24 protein-coding genes and 2 pseudogenes are annotated in these 20,642 nt (G+C 64.9%); 13 read left to right on the top strand and 13 right to left on the bottom strand.

Annotated features, from left to right (window positions below; all coding sequences use genetic code 11):
* Nucleotides 1-418: pseudogene (locus EOA79_RS17055) on the top strand (alpha/beta hydrolase); the annotation flags it as partial.
* On the opposite strand, the gene EOA79_RS17050 reads toward EOA79_RS17055, so the two are convergent.
* Complete coding sequence (locus tag EOA79_RS17050; protein ID WP_095824505.1) at nucleotides 396-629, bottom strand: hypothetical protein; 234 nt, start codon at nucleotides 627-629, stop codon at nucleotides 396-398. The pseudogene EOA79_RS17055 and the gene EOA79_RS17050 sit on opposite strands and share 23 nt — an antisense overlap.
* A 418-nt stretch (nucleotides 630-1,047) precedes the next feature.
* Here EOA79_RS17050 and EOA79_RS34270 point away from each other — a divergent pair, with 418 nt between their 5' ends.
* The 5 genes from EOA79_RS34270 (at nucleotide 1,048) to EOA79_RS17025 (ending at nucleotide 2,796) form a co-directional block, all read left to right on the top strand.
* On the top strand, nucleotides 1,048-1,257 hold the full coding sequence (locus EOA79_RS34270) for a KGG domain-containing protein (RefSeq protein WP_066998404.1): 210 nt from the start codon (nucleotides 1,048-1,050) through the stop codon (nucleotides 1,255-1,257).
* Nucleotides 1,258-1,437: 180 nt separating this feature from the next.
* Entirely contained in the window at nucleotides 1,438-1,890 is a 453-nt protein-coding gene (locus tag EOA79_RS17040; protein ID WP_245430647.1) for a hypothetical protein, read from the top strand.
* Nucleotides 1,891-2,003: 113 nt separating this feature from the next.
* Nucleotides 2,004-2,216 (top strand): hypothetical protein, encoded by a 213-nt coding sequence (locus EOA79_RS17035; protein ID WP_066998409.1) that lies wholly within the window; start codon nucleotides 2,004-2,006, stop codon nucleotides 2,214-2,216.
* A 25-nt stretch (nucleotides 2,217-2,241) separates the two neighbouring features.
* A complete protein-coding gene (locus tag EOA79_RS17030; protein WP_067322603.1) occupies nucleotides 2,242-2,442 on the top strand; it encodes a hypothetical protein in 201 nt (66 codons plus the stop codon).
* 33 nt (nucleotides 2,443-2,475) lie between these two features.
* Nucleotides 2,476-2,796 carry a plasmid stabilization protein gene (locus EOA79_RS17025; protein WP_095801367.1) on the top strand — a complete coding sequence of 107 codons (321 nt, stop codon included), beginning with the start codon at nucleotides 2,476-2,478 and terminating at the stop codon, nucleotides 2,794-2,796.
* Nucleotides 2,797-2,966: 170 nt separating this feature from the next.
* Here EOA79_RS17025 and EOA79_RS17020 read toward each other — a convergent pair whose 3' ends face one another.
* Nucleotides 2,967-3,425 carry an Lrp/AsnC family transcriptional regulator gene (locus tag EOA79_RS17020; RefSeq protein WP_095801368.1) on the bottom strand — a complete coding sequence of 153 codons (459 nt, stop codon included), beginning with the start codon at nucleotides 3,423-3,425 and terminating at the stop codon, nucleotides 2,967-2,969.
* 169 nt (nucleotides 3,426-3,594) lie between these two features.
* On the opposite strand from EOA79_RS17020, the gene EOA79_RS17015 reads away from it, so the two are divergent.
* Nucleotides 3,595-4,335, top strand: a complete 741-nt coding sequence (locus tag EOA79_RS17015; RefSeq protein ID WP_095824506.1) for an AzlC family ABC transporter permease — start codon at nucleotides 3,595-3,597, stop codon at nucleotides 4,333-4,335.
* Nucleotides 4,332-4,628, top strand: a pseudogene (locus tag EOA79_RS17010) (AzlD family protein); the annotation flags it as partial. The gene EOA79_RS17015 and the pseudogene EOA79_RS17010, both read left to right, overlap by 4 nt.
* 272 nt (nucleotides 4,629-4,900) lie before the next feature.
* On the opposite strand, the gene EOA79_RS17005 reads toward EOA79_RS17010, so the two are convergent.
* The 5 genes from EOA79_RS17005 to EOA79_RS16985 all read right to left on the bottom strand — a co-directional run bounded on the left by EOA79_RS17005 (nucleotide 4,901) and on the right by EOA79_RS16985 (nucleotide 12,433).
* On the bottom strand, nucleotides 4,901-7,003 hold the full coding sequence (locus EOA79_RS17005; protein WP_127335629.1) for an EAL domain-containing protein: 2,103 nt from the start codon (nucleotides 7,001-7,003) through the stop codon (nucleotides 4,901-4,903).
* 342 nt (nucleotides 7,004-7,345) lie between these two features.
* Complete coding sequence (locus EOA79_RS17000; RefSeq protein ID WP_127335630.1) at nucleotides 7,346-8,503, bottom strand: M20 aminoacylase family protein; 1,158 nt, start codon at nucleotides 8,501-8,503, stop codon at nucleotides 7,346-7,348.
* 96 nt (nucleotides 8,504-8,599) lie between these two features.
* Nucleotides 8,600-9,796, bottom strand: coding sequence for a diaminopropionate ammonia-lyase (locus tag EOA79_RS16995; protein ID WP_095824508.1), 1,197 nt, complete (start codon nucleotides 9,794-9,796; stop codon nucleotides 8,600-8,602).
* A 202-nt stretch (nucleotides 9,797-9,998) separates the two neighbouring features.
* Nucleotides 9,999-11,234, bottom strand: coding sequence for a Zn-dependent hydrolase (locus EOA79_RS16990; RefSeq protein WP_095824509.1), 1,236 nt, complete (start codon nucleotides 11,232-11,234; stop codon nucleotides 9,999-10,001).
* On the bottom strand, nucleotides 11,231-12,433 hold the full coding sequence (locus tag EOA79_RS16985) for a diaminopropionate ammonia-lyase (protein ID WP_095824510.1): 1,203 nt from the start codon (nucleotides 12,431-12,433) through the stop codon (nucleotides 11,231-11,233). Before EOA79_RS16985 ends, EOA79_RS16990 begins: the two co-directional genes overlap by 4 nt.
* Nucleotides 12,434-12,539: 106 nt before the next feature.
* Here EOA79_RS16985 and EOA79_RS16980 point away from each other — a divergent pair, with 106 nt between their 5' ends.
* The 3 genes from EOA79_RS16980 (at nucleotide 12,540) to EOA79_RS16970 (ending at nucleotide 13,737) form a co-directional block, all read left to right on the top strand.
* A complete protein-coding gene (locus EOA79_RS16980; protein ID WP_095824511.1) occupies nucleotides 12,540-13,028 on the top strand; it encodes an Lrp/AsnC family transcriptional regulator in 489 nt (162 codons plus the stop codon).
* Between the two features lie 91 nt (nucleotides 13,029-13,119).
* Complete coding sequence (locus tag EOA79_RS16975; RefSeq protein ID WP_095824667.1) at nucleotides 13,120-13,401, top strand: type II toxin-antitoxin system RelE/ParE family toxin; 282 nt, start codon at nucleotides 13,120-13,122, stop codon at nucleotides 13,399-13,401.
* 36 nt (nucleotides 13,402-13,437) lie between these two features.
* The gene (locus EOA79_RS16970) at nucleotides 13,438-13,737 is read left to right on the top strand and encodes a HigA family addiction module antitoxin (RefSeq protein ID WP_067322571.1); all 300 of its coding nucleotides are present in this window, start codon (nucleotides 13,438-13,440) and stop codon (nucleotides 13,735-13,737) included.
* Here EOA79_RS16970 and EOA79_RS16965 read toward each other — a convergent pair.
* From EOA79_RS16965 to EOA79_RS16945, 5 genes are read right to left on the bottom strand one after another with little or no spacing between them, the layout of a single operon-like run.
* Nucleotides 13,734-14,711: a branched-chain amino acid ABC transporter permease gene (locus EOA79_RS16965; RefSeq protein ID WP_127335474.1), complete on the bottom strand. Its 978-nt coding sequence runs from the start codon at nucleotides 14,709-14,711 to the stop codon at nucleotides 13,734-13,736. The genes EOA79_RS16970 and EOA79_RS16965 overlap by 4 nt on opposite strands.
* Nucleotides 14,712-15,599, bottom strand: coding sequence for a branched-chain amino acid ABC transporter permease (locus EOA79_RS16960; RefSeq protein ID WP_066998448.1), 888 nt, complete (start codon nucleotides 15,597-15,599; stop codon nucleotides 14,712-14,714). It lies immediately after the preceding gene.
* A gap of 7 nt (nucleotides 15,600-15,606) precedes the next feature.
* The gene (locus tag EOA79_RS16955; RefSeq protein ID WP_066998451.1) at nucleotides 15,607-16,311 is read right to left on the bottom strand and encodes an ABC transporter ATP-binding protein; all 705 of its coding nucleotides are present in this window, start codon (nucleotides 16,309-16,311) and stop codon (nucleotides 15,607-15,609) included.
* Entirely contained in the window at nucleotides 16,304-17,086 is a 783-nt protein-coding gene (locus EOA79_RS16950) for an ABC transporter ATP-binding protein (protein WP_164748365.1), read from the bottom strand. The genes EOA79_RS16955 and EOA79_RS16950 overlap by 8 nt, the downstream gene beginning before the upstream one ends.
* A 14-nt stretch (nucleotides 17,087-17,100) precedes the next feature.
* Nucleotides 17,101-18,309 (bottom strand): ABC transporter substrate-binding protein, encoded by a 1,209-nt coding sequence (locus tag EOA79_RS16945; RefSeq protein ID WP_127335473.1) that lies wholly within the window; start codon nucleotides 18,307-18,309, stop codon nucleotides 17,101-17,103.
* A gap of 554 nt (nucleotides 18,310-18,863) precedes the next feature.
* Between EOA79_RS16945 and EOA79_RS16935 the strand changes: the two genes are divergently transcribed.
* Entirely contained in the window at nucleotides 18,864-19,184 is a 321-nt protein-coding gene (locus tag EOA79_RS16935) for a hypothetical protein (RefSeq protein ID WP_095824513.1), read from the top strand.
* Nucleotides 19,185-19,356: 172 nt separating this feature from the next.
* On the opposite strand, the gene EOA79_RS16930 is transcribed toward EOA79_RS16935, so the two are convergent.
* The gene (locus EOA79_RS16930) at nucleotides 19,357-19,953 is read right to left on the bottom strand and encodes a YdeI/OmpD-associated family protein (protein ID WP_095801378.1); all 597 of its coding nucleotides are present in this window, start codon (nucleotides 19,951-19,953) and stop codon (nucleotides 19,357-19,359) included.
* Between the two features lie 286 nt (nucleotides 19,954-20,239).
* Here EOA79_RS16930 and EOA79_RS16925 point away from each other — a divergent pair.
* Nucleotides 20,240-20,642 (top strand): SDR family NAD(P)-dependent oxidoreductase (locus EOA79_RS16925; protein WP_128293115.1); only part of this gene is annotated, 403 nt, incomplete at its 3' end.

The following is a 20,642-nucleotide window of genomic DNA, read 5'->3' as shown; positions in this document are numbered from 1 at the left end:
CGACAGCGCGCTGGCCGGCTGGGGTTCCTCGCCTGCCGCCTTTCCCGCCGAGGTCCGGCAGGCTTATGCCGAGGCCTTGCGCGATCCAGCCCACGCGCACGCCATCTGCGAGGAATACCGTGCGGCAGCGACGCTCGACCGTGAGCACGATCAGGCGGACCGCAAAGCCGGCCGGCGCATCGGCTGCCCGATGCTTGCGCTATGGAGCGGACATGGCGCGCTCGCCGAATGGTACGCGCGAGAGGGCGGTCCGCTGGCACTGTGGCGGGAGTGGGCCGACGACGTCAGCGGCGGGGTCAGCGGCGGGGTCAGCGGCGGGACGATGCCCGGCGGGCATTTCTTTCCCGAGGAGGCGCCGGCCGAGACAGCCGCAAGGCTCGGCGAGTTTTTTGCGGCTACAGGCCGTAGGCCAGGGTGAGGTAAATCGCCGGCGCAACGATCAGGCAAAGCGCCATAACAATCACCACGGCATTGCCAAGGCGCTCGGCGCGCCTGGTGATGTCGGTGACATCGTCGTCGTCGTTGAGGAATTGGAGAATCGAGGTGTCGGCGAGGACGGAGAGGCGATTGTCGTTCGCGGGCAGGCTTTCGGGCTCTCGCAGATTGGGCTTTGCAGAAATAAAGGTCAAAACGTCGTCTCGCTTTCGAAGCCGGCCGCGCGACTTCCTGGTTCCAATGATTGTGGATGGTATTGGATGCCCGCCATTTGCGCGGAAACGGCGGGCACCCAAAACGGCGCCGATGAAGGGGACTTCGTCGACGACCGCTACCAACTCGAAGCCTCCGCTTTGGTTGCCGTCGAGGGCCCAATGCGCGAGCCACTCCGACTTCAGTCGTAGGAAAGAGACCGACCGTGGCCCCGGGCCCTGGCGCCCGCGCGGACCGGCGACGCACGACAAGGCTGTCGCGGCATGGTCGGGCTAAAAGGATTCACGAAATATTTCGTGGGGGAACATCGATCGCGGGCAGCGGTTCTCATTGCTCAAGGCGGTCGAACCTCCTTGAATCAAACCCCGAAGACCAATCCCACACAACGGAGCTGCAGATATGCCTAATCAAGGCGGAACTCACCAACAGCACGTCAAAGCAGGCCAGCAGAGCCACAAGAACCGCGACGATCAGCGTCGCGGCCAGCAGCAGGCCGAGGACCGCAACATGCGTCAGCAGGATTCAGGTCAGCACAGGGGCGGCAGCGGCAACTTCGCCGAAGACCGCGAACGTGCATCCGAAGCCGGCCGCAAGGGCGGCCAGCGTTGAGCTTAAGCAGGCGTCCCGCGATCCCTTCGCGGGACGCCGCCCAGAACATCCAATTTGGAACTTCTTCCCCTCCCCTTGGTTCCTCCGAAACCCCGGCGGCTCGGCCGTCGGCAGGACGTTTGAACGGAGGCAACAATGTCCGTGCGCACACTTCACCCCGAACGTGTCGATGAGACACGTATGCAGGCCTATTCGACCTTCGCTCCGCTGCTCATCACCGCCCTGAGCCAGAAGCTGGCGCGCTGTCAAGGCAAGAGCGAGATGGACAAGGTCGAGGCGTCCCTCATCCGCGTCATCGAAGAAGCGGACGTCGTCACGGGAGACGTCGAGGCAATGAAGGAGTTCGCGATCGAACTCGTCGTGTCCACGCTGCGCAATGTGCGCGAGCATCCCGACGCCAAACAGGATGTGGAACAGATCGACGGCCGCCGCACGCAAGGACGCTCGGAGAACCCGGACACGCTGGAAGAACAATTGCAGTCCGGTCTCGAAGATAGTTTCCCGGCGAGCGATCCGCCCGCGGTCGTCTCCACCGCCATCAGCGGTGGCGCGAAGGACATCGTCGGCACCGACGAAGTGCTGCGCCGCAAGAAGGAAGCTGCCGAGCGCGGGCACGAAAACGAGAAGGCGTAGCCCCAGCCCCGCACGACCGCAGCCCGTTTCAGGCGCCCTGCCTCATCGCGGTCGCCAGCTCGGCGAAGGAACCAGTCCTTTCGCCAAGGGTTGGTTATCGGAAGGAGAAAACGATGGATAAAAGCAAACTTCCACATCGCCCGGGCGCTGGCCGAACGGCACAAGACGCAAGGCTGCCGACCAAGGGCGGCGACGATCCGGACGTGCGGTTCCTGGCCGAGAACACCGACCTTTCACCGAAGCAGGCGCGCGAGCTGATCCGCGAGCACGGGCATGACCGCGACAAGCTGCTTGAAATCGCACGAACCATGAAGGCCGAGGGCTGACCGGCTCTCTGAAAGCGAGGCAACGATGAGCAACTCACCCCGTACGGGACGTCCAGGCACATCCGATCAATGGCCACGTTGGGAAGGTCCGAAAGCCAATCGGCCGAGAGGTTATCTGCCAGCCAAGGACGATCCCGACAAGGATCGCGACGCGGCCGGCGAGAACAACCAGGACCCCGAGCGGTCCGATCTCGGCGACGCCGTGAAAACGAAGAAGGAGCCGTAGGGCGGCTCCTCTCAGCCCAACAGGAGAAGAAAAATGCCACGCGGAGACAAATCGAAATACACCGACAAGCAGGAGCGCAAGGCCGACCATATCGCCGAGGGCTACGAAAAGCGCGGCGTCTCCGAGAAGGAAGCCGAGCGCCGGGCCTGGGCGACCGTCAACAAGGACGATGGCGGCGGCAAGAAGGCGGGCGGCTCGGGCCGCGGCAAGCACACCGGCCATCCGGCGGCGCACAAGGGCGGCAAGGCCGGCGGCAAAGCGTCAAGCTCGCGCTCGGCGGCCGAGCGTTCTGCTTCCGCCAAGAAGGCGGCGGCGACGCGCAAACGCAACGCGGAGCACCACGCCCAACATTAGGCGTGGGTTCGCCTTCTCCCTTGCCGGAGACGGCGGACAGGCGCGCAGCGCCGAGACGATAGAGACGAAACGAGGCGCTGGGAAACTGGCGCCTCATTGCCGCGGCGGTCCTTCCAGCAGCATCCCGACGGTTCGCGGTCACCTTCTCCCTCAAGGAAAAAAGGGAAGATCTAAAGCGGCATCTCCGAAGTCTGCTTGACCGTCTGGCTGGGAACGTCGGTCTTGACGTTCTGCACCCCCTTGATGCGACTTAAGTGCTCCGACTGGAAGCGGCGATAGTCCTCGATGCCCGCCGCCACAACCCGCACCATAGCGTCGCAATCGCCCAGCATCAGATAGCATTCCAGCACCTCGGGCAGCTTGCCCACCTCCCTGGCGAAATGCTCGATCGTGTCCTCGTCCTGCTGCTTCAGCCAGATGCGAGTGAAGAAGGTATGACCGCGACCGATCTTGGCCGGGTTGAGCACCGCGACATAGCGGTCGATGACGCCAGCCTCCTCCAGCAATTTTACGCGCCTCAGACAGGGTGACGGCGACAGGCCGACCTCTCTCGCAAGATCGTTGTTGGCCATGCGCCCGTCGCGCTGCAGGGCGCGCAGGATCCGCTTGTCGATCTCATCCAGCTTCATGGCGTCTGATTCCAATATTGGCTAATTCTCGCTATCCAATGCCAAACCTTGGCAGAAACGGCGCATCTTCGCAACCCGATTGCGGAGCATTTCGGCTATGGTGGCCAGCGATAACCGACCATCGAGCAACCGGAGAAGGCCGCCCCGCAAGGCTGGCCGAAGAAGAGCCATGAGCGTTTCCGAGATAACCCTGGGCCACCCTCCCGCCGAAGCACGCGGCGCCGAATTCCGGCGGGGCGCCGCCGCCTCGACGCCGGTGCTGCTTGGCATTGTCCCCTACGCACTCGTGCTGGGCGCGCAGGCCGCGCAGAAGGGCTTGAGCGTCGTCGAGGTGCCGTTGATGACGGGCCTCAACTTCGCCGGCGGCTCCGAATTTGCCGCCATCCAGCTCTGGACCTCGCCGCCGCATGTGCTGTTGATCGCCGCCATCACATTGCTGGTCAACAGCCGGCATTTCCTGATGGGCGCGGCACTTGCGCCGTTCCTGCGCCACCTGCCCAAACGCAAGGCGCTGCCCGCGCTGTTCTTGATGTGCGACGAGAGCTTTGCGCTCGGGCTCGCCGACGCGAAGCGCCGCGCGGCCAGCGGACTGCGGCCAGCCTTCAGCCTCGCCTACTATGCGGGAACTGCCCTTCCCTTCTATCTTGCCTGGGTGATTTTCACGACCTGCGGAGCGGCGCTCGGGCCGGTGCTTGGCAACGTCGAGCGCTACGGCTTCGCCATGGCCTTTCCGGCAGTGTTCCTGGTGCTGCTGCGCGGCATGTGGAAGGGTTTTGCCGCGGCGCGCCCCTGGCTTGTCAGCCTAGTGGTGGCGGCGGCAACTTATCTGGTCGTTCCGGGCGCCTGGTACGTGGCGACAGGCGCGCTGTCCGGGTTGGTGTCCGCCTGGCTTCTGGCAGGTGAGAAATGATCGAGCCCTGGACCGTCCTCGCCATCCTCGCCATGGCCGGCGTCACCTATTTGACGCGGATCGGCGGCTATGTCGTGCTCAGGAACGGCACGCTCAGTCCACGCGCCACCGCCGTGATGGAAGCCGCGCCCGGCTGCGTGCTGATCTCGGTGATCGCGCCCGACTTCGTGTCGAAGAATCCGGCCGATCTGGCGGCGCTCGTCATCACATTGCTCGCGGCGACAAGACTGTCGATGCTGCCGACGGTGGTCATCGGCGTGGCTTCGGCCGGGGTATTGCGGTGGGTTGATGGGGTAAACGCCGGCGGCCCCCCTCTGCCATGCCGGGGCATCTCCCCCAAGGAGGAGATTGGCTCTCCATCGCATCAATTGCCGTAGAGCCCAATTTCGCCAGACTTGATCGCAGCGGTCTCGTCGATCCTGCCCAGATGCTTTTCCAGCGCCAGTCTAGCGGGTCCGCGTCTTGCGGGTCGATGATCGCGGGACATTGTATCGGGCGAATGCCGAGCTGATCCAGGCCGAGCTGCCTCGGCAATCGCGGAGGGCGCTCGCAATTTTAGCGTAGCTTATTTTGCGACACCCACCCGGGCTTGTGGCTTCTCAGCCGCGGCCCGCGCGACGATCGCCTCCAGCGGCTCTGGCCGGTGCAGGAAATAGCCTTGGCCATAGCCGACGCCCATGCCGACGAGGATCTCCAGCGCGCTTTTCCCCTCGACCTTCTCGGCCACGACGGCGCAGCCCATCGAGCGGGCGATGCCGGCGATTGCCGAGACGATCTCGCGGTCGAAGCGGCTGTCGGCGATGTGCTGGACGAAGGAGCCGTCAATCTTGATCGCATCGATAGGAAAGCGCCGCAGATATTCGAACGAGCTCATGCCGGCGCCGAAATCGTCGAGGCTGACACGGCAATGGCGCAGCCTTGCCCGGCGCACGAATTCCTCCGCTGCGTCGAAATTGGTGACAGCCGCGGTCTCGGTGATCTCGAAGCCGATTGCAGACGGCGGCGCGCCGTTCTCGGCGATCGCCGCGTCGACGAAATCCCAAAGCTGCGGATCGGAGAGCGTCTGCGCCGACAGGTTGAAGCCGAGCGAGACGGCGCCGGAGAGCATCGCCCTGCCATGGCGCGACAGCGCCGTGCGGATGATCCAGCGGTCGAGCCGGGCGGCAAGGCCGAAGCGTTCGGCCACCGGCATGAACTCGCCCGGCAAGATCAGCTTGCCGTTGCGCGCCTCGAGCCGCGCCAGCACCTCGACATGGCGGCTGTCTTGCCAAGGCCTGCCGAGGCGATGGATCTCCTGGCCGAACAGCTTCAACCGGCTGTCCTCCATGGCATCGACCAGATCGGCGGCAAGCCGCGCGGCGTTGAGGCCGCCGGCTCCGGAAGCTGTTTCGGCCGAGAACACGGCGAAGCGGTCGCGCCCGCCGGCTTTGGCGGCGTAGCAGGCATCGTCGGCGCAGGCGAGCGCATCGGTTACCGTCGTCCGGGGATCGCGCACGAAGGCGATGCCGATGCTGGCGGCTAGCCTGCGGGACGACACGGCGGAGCCGAGATCGGCGTCGCGCACCGCGGCGAGCACGGCACGCGCCAGCCGCTCGGCGCAAGCGTCGTTGCAGTTCGGAACCAGCAGCGCGAATTCGTCGCCGCCGAGGCGCGCGGCGTGGGCCGAAGGCGGCAGGCTGGCGCGGATGCCGCCGGCGACGCTCTTCAGCGCGATATCGCCCGCGGCATGGCCGGCATAGTCGTTCAGCGCCTTGAAGTAGTCGAGGTCGACATAAAAGACGGCAAGCGGCAGCCGGTCCGCCGCGCCGATGTTTTCGGCGAGCAGCCGGTCGAAGGCCGAGCGGTTCCACAGCCCGGTCAGCGCATCGTGATGGGCGGCGTAAGCGAGCTCCTCGGCGCGCTTCGTCTCGTCGGTGATGTCGCGTACCGTGCCGAGGATCTGGCCGGCCGAGCCGGCGCCGGCGATCAAACGCACCAGCGACTCGACATGGCGGACCGAGCCGTCGCGCCGGACGATACGGTATTGCGTGGCGGTCACGCTTTTCGAGCCCGGCGGCGGCAGATGCGCGCGCTCGGTGGCCTCCTTGTCGTCCGGGTGGAGATAGGTGTGCCAGAGATCGGCCGTCACCTCGTCGGTATCGCTGACCAGGCCGAAGATCTCCCTAGTGCGCGGGTCCCAATAGCTCTTGTTGGTGCCGATATCGTAGTGCCAGATGCCGGTGCCGCTGGCGGCGAGCGCGAGCCGCAAGCGGACATTGACCTGCTCAAGCGCGGCCTCGGCCTCCTTCTGCCTGGTGATATCGGTCTGCACGCCCATCAGGCGCAGCGGCTTGCCCTCGGCATCGCGCTCGACGATGCCGCCGCGGTCAAGCACCCAGACCCAGCGGCCGTCCTTGTGCTTCAGCCGTAGTTCCGTCTCGATCGACTCGGTGTCACCAGCGATATGGCGGTCGCCGCTCGCCAGTGCTCGCTCGCAGTCGTCGGGATGAGTGAGCTTCAGCCACAGATCGGAGGTATCGAGCTCGCCCTCGGCATAACCCAGCATCTTCCACCAGGTCGGCGAATAGTAGCAATCGCCCGTCGGGAGATTCCAGTCCCATAGGCCGAGCTGGGCGCGATCGAGCGCCAGCGCCCAGAATTCGCCGTTGCGTTTGGTGTCGTCCGCCATGCCCTCGTTCTTGCCGTCCCCGTTCGGGCATAGTGCATGAAAGCTGACAAAAAAGGGTTACTGGGGTGAAGCTGCCAATCTCCCCGCTTTTTGGAGGAAAGGTCCGGCAGAACAGGGGGGCGCGAAGGATCGCGGCCCATCTGCTTCGTCATCCGAGGGCGAAGCAAGGAGCGAAGCGACGCGCGCAGACCCTGGGATTCATGCCGTTACGCTAAAGCGTTGCAACAGCTACAGTATTCTGCGCTGCCGAACTCTACGCCAAAGGTCATCGAATGGATCCTCGGGTCAAGCTCGAGGATGACGAAGCAGAAGCTCCGCCGCTTTCGCCAATCGCAGACGCCCTTACCCCGCCGCCAGCCTTCGCCGCACCACCGCCGCGTGGAAACGCGCGCCATGCAGCAGGCCTTCATCGTTGAAATCGTAGGCCGGGTTGTGCAGCGGGGCGGAATTGCCGTTGCCGAGGAAGACGAAACAGCCGGGCACTTCGGTGAGGAAGCGGGCGAAATCCTCCGAGGCGGTCATCGGCTCGGCGGCGATGCCGACGGCATCGCCGGCCAGCACCGTTCGGGCCGCAGCAAGCGCCTCATTCACCAGCGCCGCGTCGTTGATCAAGGGCACGAACTCGCGCGTGTAAGTGACCTCAGCCGCTACGTTATAGGCCTGCGCCGTGCCTTCGGCGATGCCGCGCATCTCCTTCTCGATCGCCGCGCTCACCTCGGGCCGGAAACTGCGACAGTCGCCAAGGATGCGGGCGAGGCCGGGCAGCGCGTTGCGGGTGCCGTCGGTGATGAGCTCGGTGACCGAGACGACGCCGATATCGACGGGGCTCAGGCGTCGCGAGACGATGGTCTGCAGGTTGACGACCAGCGCGCAGGCGGCAATCAGCGTCTCGCGAGCGTCGTGCGGCCTGGCGGCGTGGCCGCCCAAGCCTTTCAGCACGATCTCGAAATTGTCCTCGGCCGACATGATCGGACCGCTCCGGGTTTCGAAGTGGCCGATGGGCAAGCCCGGCATATTGTGCAGCCCGAAGATTTCCTCGAAGGGAAAGCGTTCGATGAGCCCGTCTTCGATCATCGCAAGCGCGCCCCTGCCCCACTCCTCGGCCGGCTGGAAGATGAACCGCACCGTGCCGTCGAAGCCCCCTTCTTCCGCCAGCAGCTTCGCCGCGCCGAGCAGCATGGCGGTGTGGCCGTCATGGCCGCACGCATGCATGGTGCCGGGCGTCTGCGAGGTCCAGGCTCGCGTCCCTTGCTCGGCGATGCGCAGCGCATCCATGTCGGCGCGCAGCGCAATCGCGCGATTGCCGCTGCCCCTGGCCAGCGTGCCGACAACGCCGGTGCCGCCGATGCCTTCCGCGACTTCGAGCCCGAAGGCGCGAAGCTTCTCCGCCACGAAGGCGGCGGTGCTCTTTTCCTCGAAGCCGAATTCCGGGTGGGCGTGGAGGTCGCGCCGCCAGGCCGTCATCGCGCGATGCAGCTGCTGCTGGTCGAGGTCAGCCATCTTCTCTTTCCCCAGCGCTCGTTCCAGGCGAGTCTTCCCGAAGTTGCGCTTCATTTCCATCGATTCCGGGGGGAAGCCCGCTTTCCTGAAAATCCTTCAGGCGATCTGCAGCTCCAGCTCCCGCGGCACCGCCCCGACCAGCTCGGTGTAACGGCCGGCGTCGGTCGCGCCTTCCGAATTGATGACGAGGACACGCGACGTCGCATCGAGCCCGAGAGCCGCGCGCATGCCCTTGTCTCCGGCTGCGCGGATCAGCCCGGCAAGCCCCGCGCCGCCGCTCTCGCCGGAAACGATGGCCGGATCGTTGTCCAAGGGCCGGGCCAGCCGGTTCATCACCGCGACCGCGTCGTCTTCGTCGACGGTCATGAAGACGTCGCCGACGCGGGCCAGCACCCGCCAGGCGATCAGGGACGGCTCGGCGCATTCCAGCATCGCCATCACCGTCGACAGCTGAGGAGCGATCGTTACGGGACGGCCGGCCTCCACCGAGGCGTAGACGCAAGCCGAGCGCCTCGGCTCGACCACCACGGCCTTCGGCCGCCCCTCGCCGAGCAGAATTGCCATATAGCCCGCAAGCGCCGCCGCAAAACCGCCGACGCCGGCCTGCAGGAAGACGTGCGTGGGCGGTTCGGCCATGTGCCGCAGCGCCTCGCGCACGATCACCGTGTAGCCCTGCATGACAAGCCCCGGAATGCGCTCGTAGCCGCGCCAGGAGGTGTTGGAGACGATCTTCCAGCCGCGCTCGGCGCCGACCCGGGCGACTTCGCGGACCGCCTGATCATAACCGCCCTCGACCTGCACGATCTCGGCGCCGAAGCGGGCGATGGCCGCCACGCGCTCGGCGCTGACGCCGGCATGGACGTAGATGACCGAACGCGCGCCAACGAGGCCCGCCCCCTGCGCGACCGATCGGCCGTGGTTGCCATCGGTGGCGCAGCAGAAGGTCATCTGGGCGGCGATAGCGCGCAGCTTCGGATCGTTAATTTCGCAGATATCGACTTCGCGACCGAAGCGCTTGCCGGCCTCTTCCAGCACCAGCCGCATGACGGCATAGGCGCCGCCCAGCGCCTTGAAGCTGCCAAGGCCAAGACGCTGGCCCTCGTCCTTGACATGCAGTGCTGCGATGCCGAGGCCATTGGCCAGCGCCGGCAAGGCATAGAGAGGCGTTTCGGCATGGTCGTCGCGAGCCCTCAGATAATGCTCGGCCCGGTCGGCGCCCGCCAGGCCGAGGGCCTCGGCGTCGGCCGGCACCAGCGGCTGGTTGTGTTCGGGGCGCTGGTTGATGAGCAGCATGCTATTCTTTCTTCGATACACTGAACTTTTTTGACGCGCGCGAGAATCGCGCTCCCTGATCTGGCTAGTGATTGAAGTTTGTTTCGATCAGATGTCGCCGGATTCCCGCCTTGGTGGCACGCAACGTTTCGAGATGACTATTTTTGGTGGTGTTTCGCCTTGGCGGCACCTGCCGTCGACAACATACCGTTTGGTTCCGCGATCAGGCGGCTGCCAGCCGGGCGGCGACGCCAAGCAGGACATTGGCGCCCGCAACCAGTTCGTCGGCGGCGGTGAACTCGTCCGGGCTGTGGCTGATGCCGCCCCGGCTCGGCACGAAGATCATCGCGGACGGCGCAATGCGGGCAATCATCTGCGCGTCGTGCCCCGCGCCCGACGTCATGCGCCGGCAGGAGAGGCCGGCGGCTCTGGCGCCATCCTCGATCAGCGAGACGATGCCGGCATCGAACGTCACCGGCTCGAAGCGCGCCAGGCTTTCGGCATGGATGGTGACGCCGGCGCTTGCAGCAAGGTCGTCCAGGAAGGCGGCGAGCGCCGCTTCCGCTTCGCGAAGATGCATTTCGTTCGGATCGCGAAGGTCGATGGTGAAGATTGCCCGCGACGGGATGACGTTGATGGCGTTTGGCTCGAAAGCAATGGTGCCAACGGTGGCGACCGTGGGCGTCGGCGAGGCGCTGGCTCGGTCAGCGGGGAAGCTGATCACCCGCGCGGCGGCGACGCCGGCATCCTGGCGCATCGACATCGGCGTGGTGCCGGCATGGTTGGCCACGCCGTCGATGGTTATGCGCTGCCAGGAAATGCCCTGCAGGTTCTCGACCGCGCCGATGGCGATGCCCTCGCGCTCCAGCACCGGCCCCTGTTCGACATGCAGCTCGACATAGACATGCGGCTTGAGGAAGCCGGGCTGATGTCGGCCGGCATAGCCGATGCGCTCCAACTCCTTACCCAGCACCGAGCCGTCGGTGCCGATCGAGGCCAGCGCCTCTTCGATATCCCGGCCGCCGGCAAAGACCAGCGAGCCCATCATATCAGGCGAATAGCGCACGCCCTCCTCATTGGTGAAGGCGGCGACCACAAGCGGGCGCGCCGGCGCGAATCCTGCCTCCTTCAGGCTCTCGATCGCTTCGAGGCCGGCAAGCACGCCGTAGCAGCCGTCATAGATGCCGGCGTCGATCACCGTGTCGATGTGCGAGCCGAGCATCACCGCTTCCTGGCCTGCCTCGGCGTCGCCCTGCCAGATGCCGAAGATGTTGCCCATGCGATCGATGGCGACGTCGAGCCCTGCCTCTTCCAGCCAACCGACAAGGCGGTCGCGGCCAAGCTTGTCCATGTCGGAGGCGGCAACGCGGACGAGCCGGCCCTGCGCATCGCGACCGAGGCTGCCGAGCTCCTCGATACGGCCAAGCAGACGGTCGGCATTGATCGTCAGACTGCTCATGCCGGCTGCCTCGCAAGCGCAACCTCGTCCGGCGCCATCCCGACCAGCTCGGCATAGCGGCCGGGGTCGGTCGCGCCTTCGGAGTTGATGATGAGCACGCGCGACTGGGCATCGAGGCCGAGAGCCCCGCGCATCTTCTTGTCGCCGGCAGCGCGGATCAGCCCGGCGAGCCCTGCCCCGCCGCTCTCGCCGGAAACGATCGCCGGATCAGTGCCTGAAGGCCGCGCCAGGCGGTTCATCACCGAAACCGCGTCTTCCTCGTCCACGGTCATGAAAGCATCGCCAAGCCGCGACAGCACGCGCCAGGCTACGAGCGACGGTTCATAACACTCGAGCATCGCCATCACCGTGGGCTTGCTGTGCGCAATCGCGATTGGACGCCCCGCCTTCGCGGTGGCGTAGACGCACGCCGCCCGCGCGGGCTCGACCACGATTGCCGTCGGGCGATCTTCGCCAAGCACGATGGCGAAATGGCCGGCCACCGCCGCGGCGAGGCCGCCGACGCCGGCCTGCAGGAAGACGTGGGTGGGCGGCTGCGGCAAGCGCCTCAGCGCTTCGCGCACGATAACGGTGTAGCCCTGCATCACCAGCCCCGGGATGCGCTCATAGCCCGGCCAGGATGTGTCGGAGACGACGGTCCAGCCGCGCTCGGCGGCGACACGGGCGGCTTCCCTGACCGACTGGTCGTAATCGCCGGCGATGCGCACGATCTCGGCGCCGAAGCGGGCGATCGCCGCCACGCGTTCGCTGCTTACGCCCGAATGGACGAAGATGACGGAGCGCGCACCGACCAGGCCGGCGCCCTGCGCCACCGAGCGTCCATGATTGCCGTCGGTCGCGCAGGCGAAGGTCATCCCGGCCGCAATCGCCTGCACGTCGGGCCCATGCAATTCCGCGACATCGATAGCGCGGCCGAGCCGTTCCTCGGCCTCTTCCAGCACCAGTCGGATGACGGCGTAGGCGCCGCCCAGCGCCTTGAAGCTGCCGAGGCCGAGGCGCTTACCCTCGTCCTTGATGTGGAGCGCGGCGATTCCGAGTTCGCCGGCCAGCGCCGGCAAAGCATGCAGCGGCGTCTCGGCATGGTTGTCGCGTGCGGCCAGGAAGCGCTCGGCCTCGGCGGCTCCGGCGAGCCCAAGCGTCGCGGCGTCTTGTTCGGTCAGCGGCTGGCGATGGCTCGGGTGGTGGTTAAGGAGGAACATGGATCGGCTCTCTCTGTCTTGTTGGCTGAAATTTATTGCAAGTCCAGTGAGAAAGGCGCTCTGTTTCGGCACCTGAAATGCAAGTTTGTTTCGTTTAGATGCTGTCATGTCCATTTTGCCCGACCTCGACGCCTTCGACCGCGCCATCCTCGCCATCCTGCAGAAGGACAACAGCACGCCCCAGCGCATTATCGGCGAGACGGTGAACCTCTCGGCGCCGGCCGTGCAGCGGCGCATCAAGCACATGGAGGAAATGGGCGTCATCCGCGCCAATGTCGCGCTGGTCGATCCGGCCAAGGTCGGCCATCCGATCACCATCTTCGTCGAGGTCGAGGTGGAGAGCGAGCGGGCCGAGCTGATCGACGCCGCCAAGCGCGGCTTCGCCGCGGTGCCGGAAGTGCAGCAATGCTATTACGTGACCGGCGAGGCCGACTTCATCCTAGTCGTCACCGTGGCGACGATGGCCGACTACGAGGCGCTGACCCGGCGATTGTTCTTTGAGAACAACAACGTCAGGCGGTTTCGCACGTTCGTTGCGATGGATCGGGTGAAGGTCGGGCTGGAGGTGCCGGTGGGCGCACCTCACTCAACATGATCCCTCGGGGCATTTCGTATCGCGGCATGATACTCTGCGCTTGATCTCGGAGACGTATCATGCAAAGATACGTTACGAGGGGCAGTGGTGGATGATACGTTCGTTCAGAGACAAGACCACTGAAGCGATTTCGACAGGCAAAGCTCCGAAAGGATTTCCGGCAGATCTCATTCGTGTCGCTCAGCGGAAACTGTTCATGCTGGGCAACGCAGCCGAACTGGCCGACCTGAAAGTCCCACCGGGAAATCGGCTTGAAGCGCTGAAGGGCGATCGCGCCGGTCAGTACTCAATCCGTATCAACGACCAATTTCGTGTTTGCTTTCGGTGGACCGATGGAGGAGCGGACAATGTGGAGATCACCGACTGCCATTAGCTAAACCAACAGCTCTGTCCGACAGGAGCGGAACCAATGATCAACCTCGATAAGCCTATTCATCCCGGCGAGATATTGCGGGCCGAGTTCCTAGAGCCACTCGACCTGAAGCCCTACACCCTGGCGAAAAAGCTTCACGTCCCACGTACCCGCATCGAGCGCCTCGCCAACGAGACCACGCCCGTTACGCCGGACACCGCTCTGCGTCTCGCCAAATTCTTTGGGACCACGCCACAGTTCTGGATGAACATGCAAGCCAGTTACGACCTGGCCGTGGAGGGCGCGTCGCTGCAGGAAGAGCTCAAGGAAATTAAACGGTTCGAGGCGGCTGCTTAAGAGCTCTTGCCGCCTTCCCTCCCCAGCAACCGCGCATAGATCTCCCCAACGATCCCGCGCCGGAAGATCAGCACGCAGACCATGAAGATCACGCCGGTCGCTATCGTCACCGGGAATCCGGAGGTGGCAAGGGTGTTCTCGAGGCCGACGACGAGGCCGGCGCCGACCACCGGGCCGACCATGGTGCCGATGCCGCCAAGAAGCGTCATCAGGATGACCTCGCCCGACATCTGCCAGGTGACGTCGGTGAGGGTCGCGAACTGGAAGACGATCGCCTTCACCGCGCCGGCGAGGCCGGCAAGGGCCGCCGACATGACGAAGGCGGCGAGCTTGTAGCGGCCGACGGAATAGCCGAGCGAAATGGCACGGTTCTCGTTCTCGCGGATCGAGCGCAGGATCATGCCGAAGGGCGAGTTGACGATGCGCCAGATGGCGAAAAGGCCTATCAGGAAGATGGCGAGCACGAAGAAATACATGTTCATCGGCACGTTGAGGTCGAGCATGCCGAAGAGATGGCCCCGCGGCACGCCCTGGATGCCGTCCTCGCCTTCGGTGAAGGGCGCCTGCACGCAGAAGAAATAGAACATCTGCGCCATCGCCAGCGTGATCATGGCGAAATAGATGCCTTGCCGGCGGATGGCGAGGAAGCCGACGACGAGGCCCATGCCTGCCGCGCCCGCAGCGCCGAGCAGGATGCCGGCCTCGGGCGGCCAGCCCCAGGCTTTCACGGCATAGGCGCAGAAATAGGCGGCGCCGCCAAAGAAGGCGGCGTGGCCGAAGGAAAGCAGCCCGGTGTAGCCGAGGAGCAGGTTGAAGGCGCAGGCGAACAGCGCGAAGCACAGCATCTTCATGACGAAGATCGGGTAGATGACGAACGGGGCGGCGACGAGCGCCATGATCCCCAGCGCCACAAGCGCCCGTTCCAGCCGGACGGAGGCAGCGGGGCGCTCTGCGTGAAGGGTCGCCTCGCTCATCTACGCGTCCCTTCCGAACAGGCCCGCGGGGCGGAGCAAAAGCACGATTGCCATGATGACGAAGACCACCAGGTTCGAGGCCTCCGGATAGAAAACTTTGGTCAGGCCCTCGGCGAGGCCGAGCATGTAGCCGGTGACGATGGCGCCGAGGATCGAGCCCATGCCGCCGACCACGACGACGGCGAAGACGACGATGATGAGGTCCGATCCCATCAGCGGGCTGACCTGGTAGACGGGCGCCGCAAGAATGCCGGCCAGCCCGGCAAGTGCTGCGCCCAGCCCATAAGTGAGCGTCAGCAGCAGCGGCACGTTGACGCCGAAAGCCTGCACCAGCTCGGGGTTCTCCGTGGCGGCGCGCAAATAGGAGCCGAGCCTGGTCTTTTCGATCAGCAGCCAGGTGCCGATGCAGACGATGAGCGAGGCCACCACCACCCAGCCGCGGTAATTGGGCAGGAACATGAAGCCGAGATTGGTGCCTCCGGCAAGCAGGGTCGGCACCGCGTAAGGATTGCCGGAGACGCCATAATAGAAGCGGAACACGCCTTCGATGACCAGCGCAAGGCCGAAGGTGAAAAGCAGGCCATAAAGCGGGTCGAGCCGGTAGAGCCGCGACAGTGCTACGCGCTCCACCACGATGCCGAACAGGCCGACGGCCAAAGGCACGATGATCAGCGCCGGCCAGTAGCCGATGCCGAGATGGACGAGCAGCAGATAGCCGATGAAGGCGCCGAACATATAGAGCGCGCCATGGGCGAAGTTGATGATGCGCAAGAGCCCGAAGATGACGGCCAGCCCGAGGCTGAGCATGGCGTAAAAAGAGCCGTTGATCAGGCCGACAAGCAGTTGGCCGAGCAAGGCTTGGATGGGGATACCGAAGATCATGGTCATTTGGCCATCATACCCCCAGCACCTCGTGCAGTTTGTCGGTGTGCGCGGAAAGCTGGCCGACCGGGAAACCTTCCACCACCTTGCCGTGATCCATCAGGTAGAAGCGATCGGCGATGCGGGCGGCGAAGCGGAAATTCTGCTCGACCAAAAGGATGGTCATGCCACGCTTCTTCAGCGTCGCCAACAATTCGCCGATGCGCTGGACGATGACCGGCGCAAGGCCTTCGGTCGGCTCGTCGAGCAAAAGCATTTCGACGCCGGTCCTCAGGATGCGGGCGATCGCCAGCATCTGCTGCTCGCCGCCGGAAAGCTTCGTGCCCTGGCTGTTGCGACGTTCCTTGAGGTTGGGGAAGAGGTCGAAGATCTCCTCCACGCTCATGCCGCCCTTGGCCACCACCGGCGGGAGGATCAGATTTTCGTCGACGGTGAGCGTGGCGAAGATGCCGCGCTCCTCCGGCACGAAACCGATGCCCTGGTGGGCGACGCGGTGCAGCGGCAGGCGGATCAGGTCCTTGCCATTGAAAGTGACGCTGCCCGTCCGTTTGCGGATCAGCCCCATGATGGCGCGCAGCGTCGTCGTCTTGCCGACGCCGTTGCGGCCAAGCAGCGTAACCGTCTCGCCGCGCAGGACTTCGAGGTTGACGCCGTGCAGCGCATGGCCCTCGCCGTACCAGGCATGAAGGTCGCGCACGGCAAGCAGTGGCTCACTCATGCTCGGTCCCCATATAGGCGACGCGCACGCGCTCGTCCTGGCTCACAGTCGCGTAGTCGCCGGCGGCAAGCACCTGGCCGCGCTGCATGACGGTGATCCAGTCGCAGAGATCGGCAACGACGGTGAGGTTGTGCTCGACCATCAGCACGGCGCGGTCTTTCGCCAGCGAGCGGATGATGCCTGAGATCGTGCCGACATCCTCATGCCCCATGCCGGCCATCGGCTCGTCGAGCAGCAGAACTTTTGGATCGAGCGCCAGCGTGGTGGCGATTTCCAGCACACGCTTCCTGCCATAGGAGAGATCGCCCGCCAGCCGATGCGCGGCGTCGTCGAGCCCGACTATGGCGAGCAGCTCGCGCGCCCGGGGCGTCAGCTGGTCCAGCGCCGAGACCGGGCGCCAGAACTGATAGCCCAGCCCGCCCGGACGCTGCAGCGCGACGCGCACATTGTCGAGCACGCTGAGATGCGGAAAGATCGCCGATATCTGGAAGGAGCGTACAAGGCCCATGCGCGCCACCTTGGCCGGCGGCGTGCGGGTGATGTCGGTGCCGAGCAGCTGGATGGTGCCGCTGGTCGGCTGCAGGAATTTGGTCAACAGGTTGAAGATGGTGGTCTTGCCGGCGCCGTTCGGACCGATCAAGGCATGGATCCTGCCGTGGTGGACGTCGAGGTCGACATCCTTCACGGCGACGAATCCGGCGAAGTCGCGCCGCAGGCCGCGGGCGGAAAGCACCACCCGCGGCGTCTGGTCGATGCCGTCCCGGCGGACGGCGATGGCGGTGTCGAGCGTCACTTGCTGACGAGCGGGCAGCCGCTGTCCTCGGCTTTCATGAAGGCCTTGTCGCCGGGAATGGTCGCCAGGTAGGTGTAGTAGTCCCAGTCCTTCTTGCTCTCCTCCGGCTTCTTGACCTGGTAGAGATACATGTCGTGCACCATCGAGCCGTCGGCCTGCACCTTGCCGTTCACCGTGAACACGTCGTTGACCGGCATCTCATGCAATTGCTTGGCCACCGCTTCAGTCTCGTCGGTGCCGGCCTTGTCGATGGCCTTCAGATACTGCGTCACCGCCGAATAGGTGCCGGCCTGGACCATGTTTGGCATGCGGTTGGTGCGCTTGAAGAAGCGTTGCGCGAAATCGCGGCTCACATCGTCGCGGTCCCAGTAATAGCCTTCCGTCAGCACAACGCCCTGCGCCGCCTGCAGGCCAAGGCCATGCACCTCGGCCAGCGTGAAGAGCAGCGCCGCCAACCGCTGGCCGCCGGCGACGATGCCGAACTCGGCCGCCTGCTTGATCGAGTTCGAGGTGTCGAGGCCGGCATTGGCTAGGCCGATGATCTTGGCGCCGGAGGACTGCGCCTGCAGCAGGAAGGAGGAATAGTCGGTGGAGCCAAGCGGATAGCGCACCTCGCCCAGCACCTTGCCGCCACTGGATTCCACGAGCTTGGCGGTCTGGTCCTTCAGCGAATAGCCGAATGCATAGTCGACGGTGATGAAATACCAGCTGTCGCCGCCCTGCTGCACCAGCGCGCCGCCGGTGGCGACCGCCTGGGAGTGGGTGTCGTAGGCCCAGTGGAAACCATAGGGCGAGCACTGCTTGCCGGTGAGGTCGGTGGAGGCGGCGCCGGTGACGATGTCGATCTTCTTCTTTTCCTTGGAAAGCCCCTGGACGGCGAGCGCGACGGAAGACGTGGTGAGCTCCATGATCGCGTCGACCTGCTCGGTGTCGTACCACTGGCGCGCGATGTTGGAGGCGATGTCCGGCTTGTTCTGGTGGTCGGCGCTGACGATCTCGATCGGCGCGCCCTGCACCTTGCCGCCGAAATCCTCGACCGCCATCTTGGCGGCCTCGACCGACCATTTGCCGCCGAAATCGGCATAGACGCCGGACTGGTCGTTCAAGATGCCGATCTTGACCTTGCCGTCCGAGATTTCGCCAGCCGCCGCCGGCATTGCGGATGCCGCAATGAGCGCGGCGGAGACGAGATAGGATGCTTTCACTGGTAGTTCCTCCCTTGTGGTCAACCACGGGAAACGCGGCGGACCTCGCAATGGTTCAACAGTTCCGTCGGATTGTGGATTGAGGCCTCGATCCCGCCTGCCACTCCTATTCTTGCGGGCCTGCTCGTTTGCGGCTGGGCCGCCGCGCGCCTTGGGTGCACGGGCGCGAGCCTAGCATCACATTTCGCTGGCCGGGAATGCTATTTTCGTAGCATGCGGATAGGTTGGGGGCAGCATGGTGTCCCTTCACCAGGGCAGCCGCTTGCCATCGCTAAAAAGCCGCCGGTCGGACCGTCGGGCAAGGTTGCGGCGCAGACGATGCCGGCCGCGCCTTGCGCGACGGGGCGGCCGCCGGCATCGCCCATGTCGCGACCCAGCCGGGGCAGGTCGAATTGACCAGCAAGCGCCCCCTCCCCGCCAGACACAATCCGGAAACAAGATTCAACAGCCCGGAAAAACTCGCGAAAAGACCGGCTGTCATAAGCGGCACCGGAGCAGCCGAACTACGGCCAGCGACAACCTGATATCGATCTTCGAAAAAGGAATGCCGACTTATGAAAAAGACCCTTCTCTCCGTTCTCGGCCTGGCGGTCGCGCTTGCTTTCGCGGTGCCGGCGCTCGGCACTACCGAAGCCAACGCCGCCGCGACCACGACGGCTGCGGCCACGACGACCACCGCGGCTCCGGCTGCGGCCACCCAGACGGCCAAGCCGGACGCCAACGGCCCGCACAAGAAGCATGTCAAGCATCATCGCCGTCACGCCCGCAAGCATCACGTGAAGAAGCACTCGAAGCATCACGCCAAGAAGCATCATGTGAAGCACCACACCAAGAAGCGTACCCACAAGAAGCACGGCAAGAAGGTCGCCGCATAAGGCGCGTCGCCAGCTTTTGGCTTTTCAGCAATTGGCCAAAGACTTCATGACCGAATGATCCCGGACCGCTTCAACAGGGTTCGGGATCATCGCTTCCCGGAAACGCCGTCCCTCAAAGGCGGCGTTTTTGCTTACCGGGTCGCTGGCGCGGTCGTCCGGTCCGGATCGTGCCCTACTTCTTCTGCGGATAGATCGTCTCGCCGCGCTTCAGCATTTCGACGAACGTCTCGATCTTCTTCTTGCGCCCCGCCTCGGTCTTCATGTTGTGGACGCGGAAGGCGAGCGCGAAACGGTTCTGCGCCGAAAGCTTTGCCAGCATCGCTTTGGCCTTCGGTTCGGCATCGATCGCGGCCTGCAGGTCGGGCGGAATTGTCATCTCTTTCGAGCCGCCATAGGCGCGGTCCCAGCGGCCATCGGCTTTGGCCGCCTCGACTTCGCGCAGGCCATGCTCCGTCATGCGGCCCTCTTCGATCAAGCGCGCGACGTTGTCGACGTTGATCCTGCTCCAGATGCTCTTCCTGCCGCGCGGCGTGTAGCGCTGCAGAAAGCTCTTCTCGTCGAGCGACTTGCGCACCGCATCGATCCAGCCGAAGCAGAGCACGACGTCGATCGCTTCCTTCGGCGTGATCGAAGGAAGGCCAGAGCCAACCTTGTGGATCTTGATCCAGACCTCGCTTTCGCCGGCGTGGTTTTGGCTGAGCCAGGCGTAGAAGCTTTCAGCGTCCGAGAACTCGTGGACCTTGCTCGGGTCGACCTTGATGGGGGCCATCGGTGTTCCTTCTTGCCTGAGCCGAGGCTCCGATCTTCCCCTTTGTTGGGGAGACGGCCGGCAGACCAGAGGGCGCGCTGTCCCGCCAGCCCTGTCGAGACGCCGCCGCCTTAGCTTATAGTCGTGGGAATTTAAGGCCGCGTTTCTTGGCGCCCCCCTGCCCTGCCTGGTTGAATTATCAAAGCCGCGCCAGCCAACCATCGGACTCTCCGATAACACTATCGGTTTCTTCCGTTTCCGCTCCGCCGGCCGGCCTGCCACATCACCGTCCATGCAAAGGAAAGGCATGGACATGGACGAGACAAAAGTCCTGATCGTCGGCGGCAGTTCGGGCATGGGGCTGGCGCTTGCCAGGCGCTGCCTCGCCGAAGGCTCCGGCGTCATCATCGCCGGGCGCAATGCAGCGAGGCTGAACGCCGCGCGCGATGAGCTCGATCGCCCGGCCGCGCTGGCAACGGCGGTGGCAGACATCAGCCGCGAGGCCGAGGTCGCGGCGCTGTTCGCGCGCATCGGCCGGCTCGAGCATATCGTCAGCACGGCGGCCGATATCGAAGGCGCCTACCGGCTGTTGCCCGACATCGAGCTTTCGGCGGCGCAAAAGGTTGTCGACAGCAAGTTCTACGGGCCGCTGCTGTTGGCCAAGCATGGCGCGCCGAAACTTTCGGCCAATGGTTCGCTCACCTTCGTCT

This window comes from Mesorhizobium sp. M1A.F.Ca.IN.020.03.2.1 (genome assembly GCF_004023205.1).
Lineage (GTDB): Bacteria > Pseudomonadota > Alphaproteobacteria > Rhizobiales > Rhizobiaceae > Mesorhizobium.
The sequence above is the reverse complement of the archived record's forward strand: the minus strand, read 5'-3'. Positions and strand labels throughout refer to the sequence as shown.

Coding starts and splice junctions, on each gene's coding strand:
- EOA79_RS16935 (WP_095824513.1), top strand. CDS start 18,864: ATGAAAAAGACCCTTCTCTCCGTTCTCGGCCTGGCGGTCGCGCTTGCT.
- EOA79_RS16990 (WP_095824509.1), bottom strand. CDS start 11,234: ATGAGCAGTCTGACGATCAATGCCGACCGTCTGCTTGGCCGTATCGAG.
- EOA79_RS17035 (WP_066998409.1), top strand. CDS start 2,004: ATGGATAAAAGCAAACTTCCACATCGCCCGGGCGCTGGCCGAACGGCA.
- EOA79_RS17025 (WP_095801367.1), top strand. CDS start 2,476: ATGCCACGCGGAGACAAATCGAAATACACCGACAAGCAGGAGCGCAAG.
- EOA79_RS17015 (WP_095824506.1), top strand. CDS start 3,595: ATGAGCGTTTCCGAGATAACCCTGGGCCACCCTCCCGCCGAAGCACGC.
- EOA79_RS16955 (WP_066998451.1), bottom strand. CDS start 16,311: ATGAGTGAGCCACTGCTTGCCGTGCGCGACCTTCATGCCTGGTACGGC.
- EOA79_RS17020 (WP_095801368.1), bottom strand. CDS start 3,425: ATGAAGCTGGATGAGATCGACAAGCGGATCCTGCGCGCCCTGCAGCGC.
- EOA79_RS17040 (WP_245430647.1), top strand. CDS start 1,438: ATGCAGGCCTATTCGACCTTCGCTCCGCTGCTCATCACCGCCCTGAGC.
- EOA79_RS16970 (WP_067322571.1), top strand. CDS start 13,438: ATGATCAACCTCGATAAGCCTATTCATCCCGGCGAGATATTGCGGGCC.
- EOA79_RS17000 (WP_127335630.1), bottom strand. CDS start 8,503: ATGGCTGACCTCGACCAGCAGCAGCTGCATCGCGCGATGACGGCCTGG.
- EOA79_RS16980 (WP_095824511.1), top strand. CDS start 12,540: ATGTCCATTTTGCCCGACCTCGACGCCTTCGACCGCGCCATCCTCGCC.
- EOA79_RS16930 (WP_095801378.1), bottom strand. CDS start 19,953: ATGGCCCCCATCAAGGTCGACCCGAGCAAGGTCCACGAGTTCTCGGAC.
- EOA79_RS16965 (WP_127335474.1), bottom strand. CDS start 14,711: ATGAGCGAGGCGACCCTTCACGCAGAGCGCCCCGCTGCCTCCGTCCGG.
- EOA79_RS17030 (WP_067322603.1), top strand. CDS start 2,242: ATGAGCAACTCACCCCGTACGGGACGTCCAGGCACATCCGATCAATGG.
- EOA79_RS16975 (WP_095824667.1), top strand. CDS start 13,120: ATGATACGTTCGTTCAGAGACAAGACCACTGAAGCGATTTCGACAGGC.
- EOA79_RS16985 (WP_095824510.1), bottom strand. CDS start 12,433: ATGTTCCTCCTTAACCACCACCCGAGCCATCGCCAGCCGCTGACCGAA.
- EOA79_RS17005 (WP_127335629.1), bottom strand. CDS start 7,003: ATGGCGGACGACACCAAACGCAACGGCGAATTCTGGGCGCTGGCGCTC.
- EOA79_RS16960 (WP_066998448.1), bottom strand. CDS start 15,599: ATGACCATGATCTTCGGTATCCCCATCCAAGCCTTGCTCGGCCAACTG.
- EOA79_RS16995 (WP_095824508.1), bottom strand. CDS start 9,796: ATGCTGCTCATCAACCAGCGCCCCGAACACAACCAGCCGCTGGTGCCG.
- EOA79_RS34270 (WP_066998404.1), top strand. CDS start 1,048: ATGCCTAATCAAGGCGGAACTCACCAACAGCACGTCAAAGCAGGCCAG.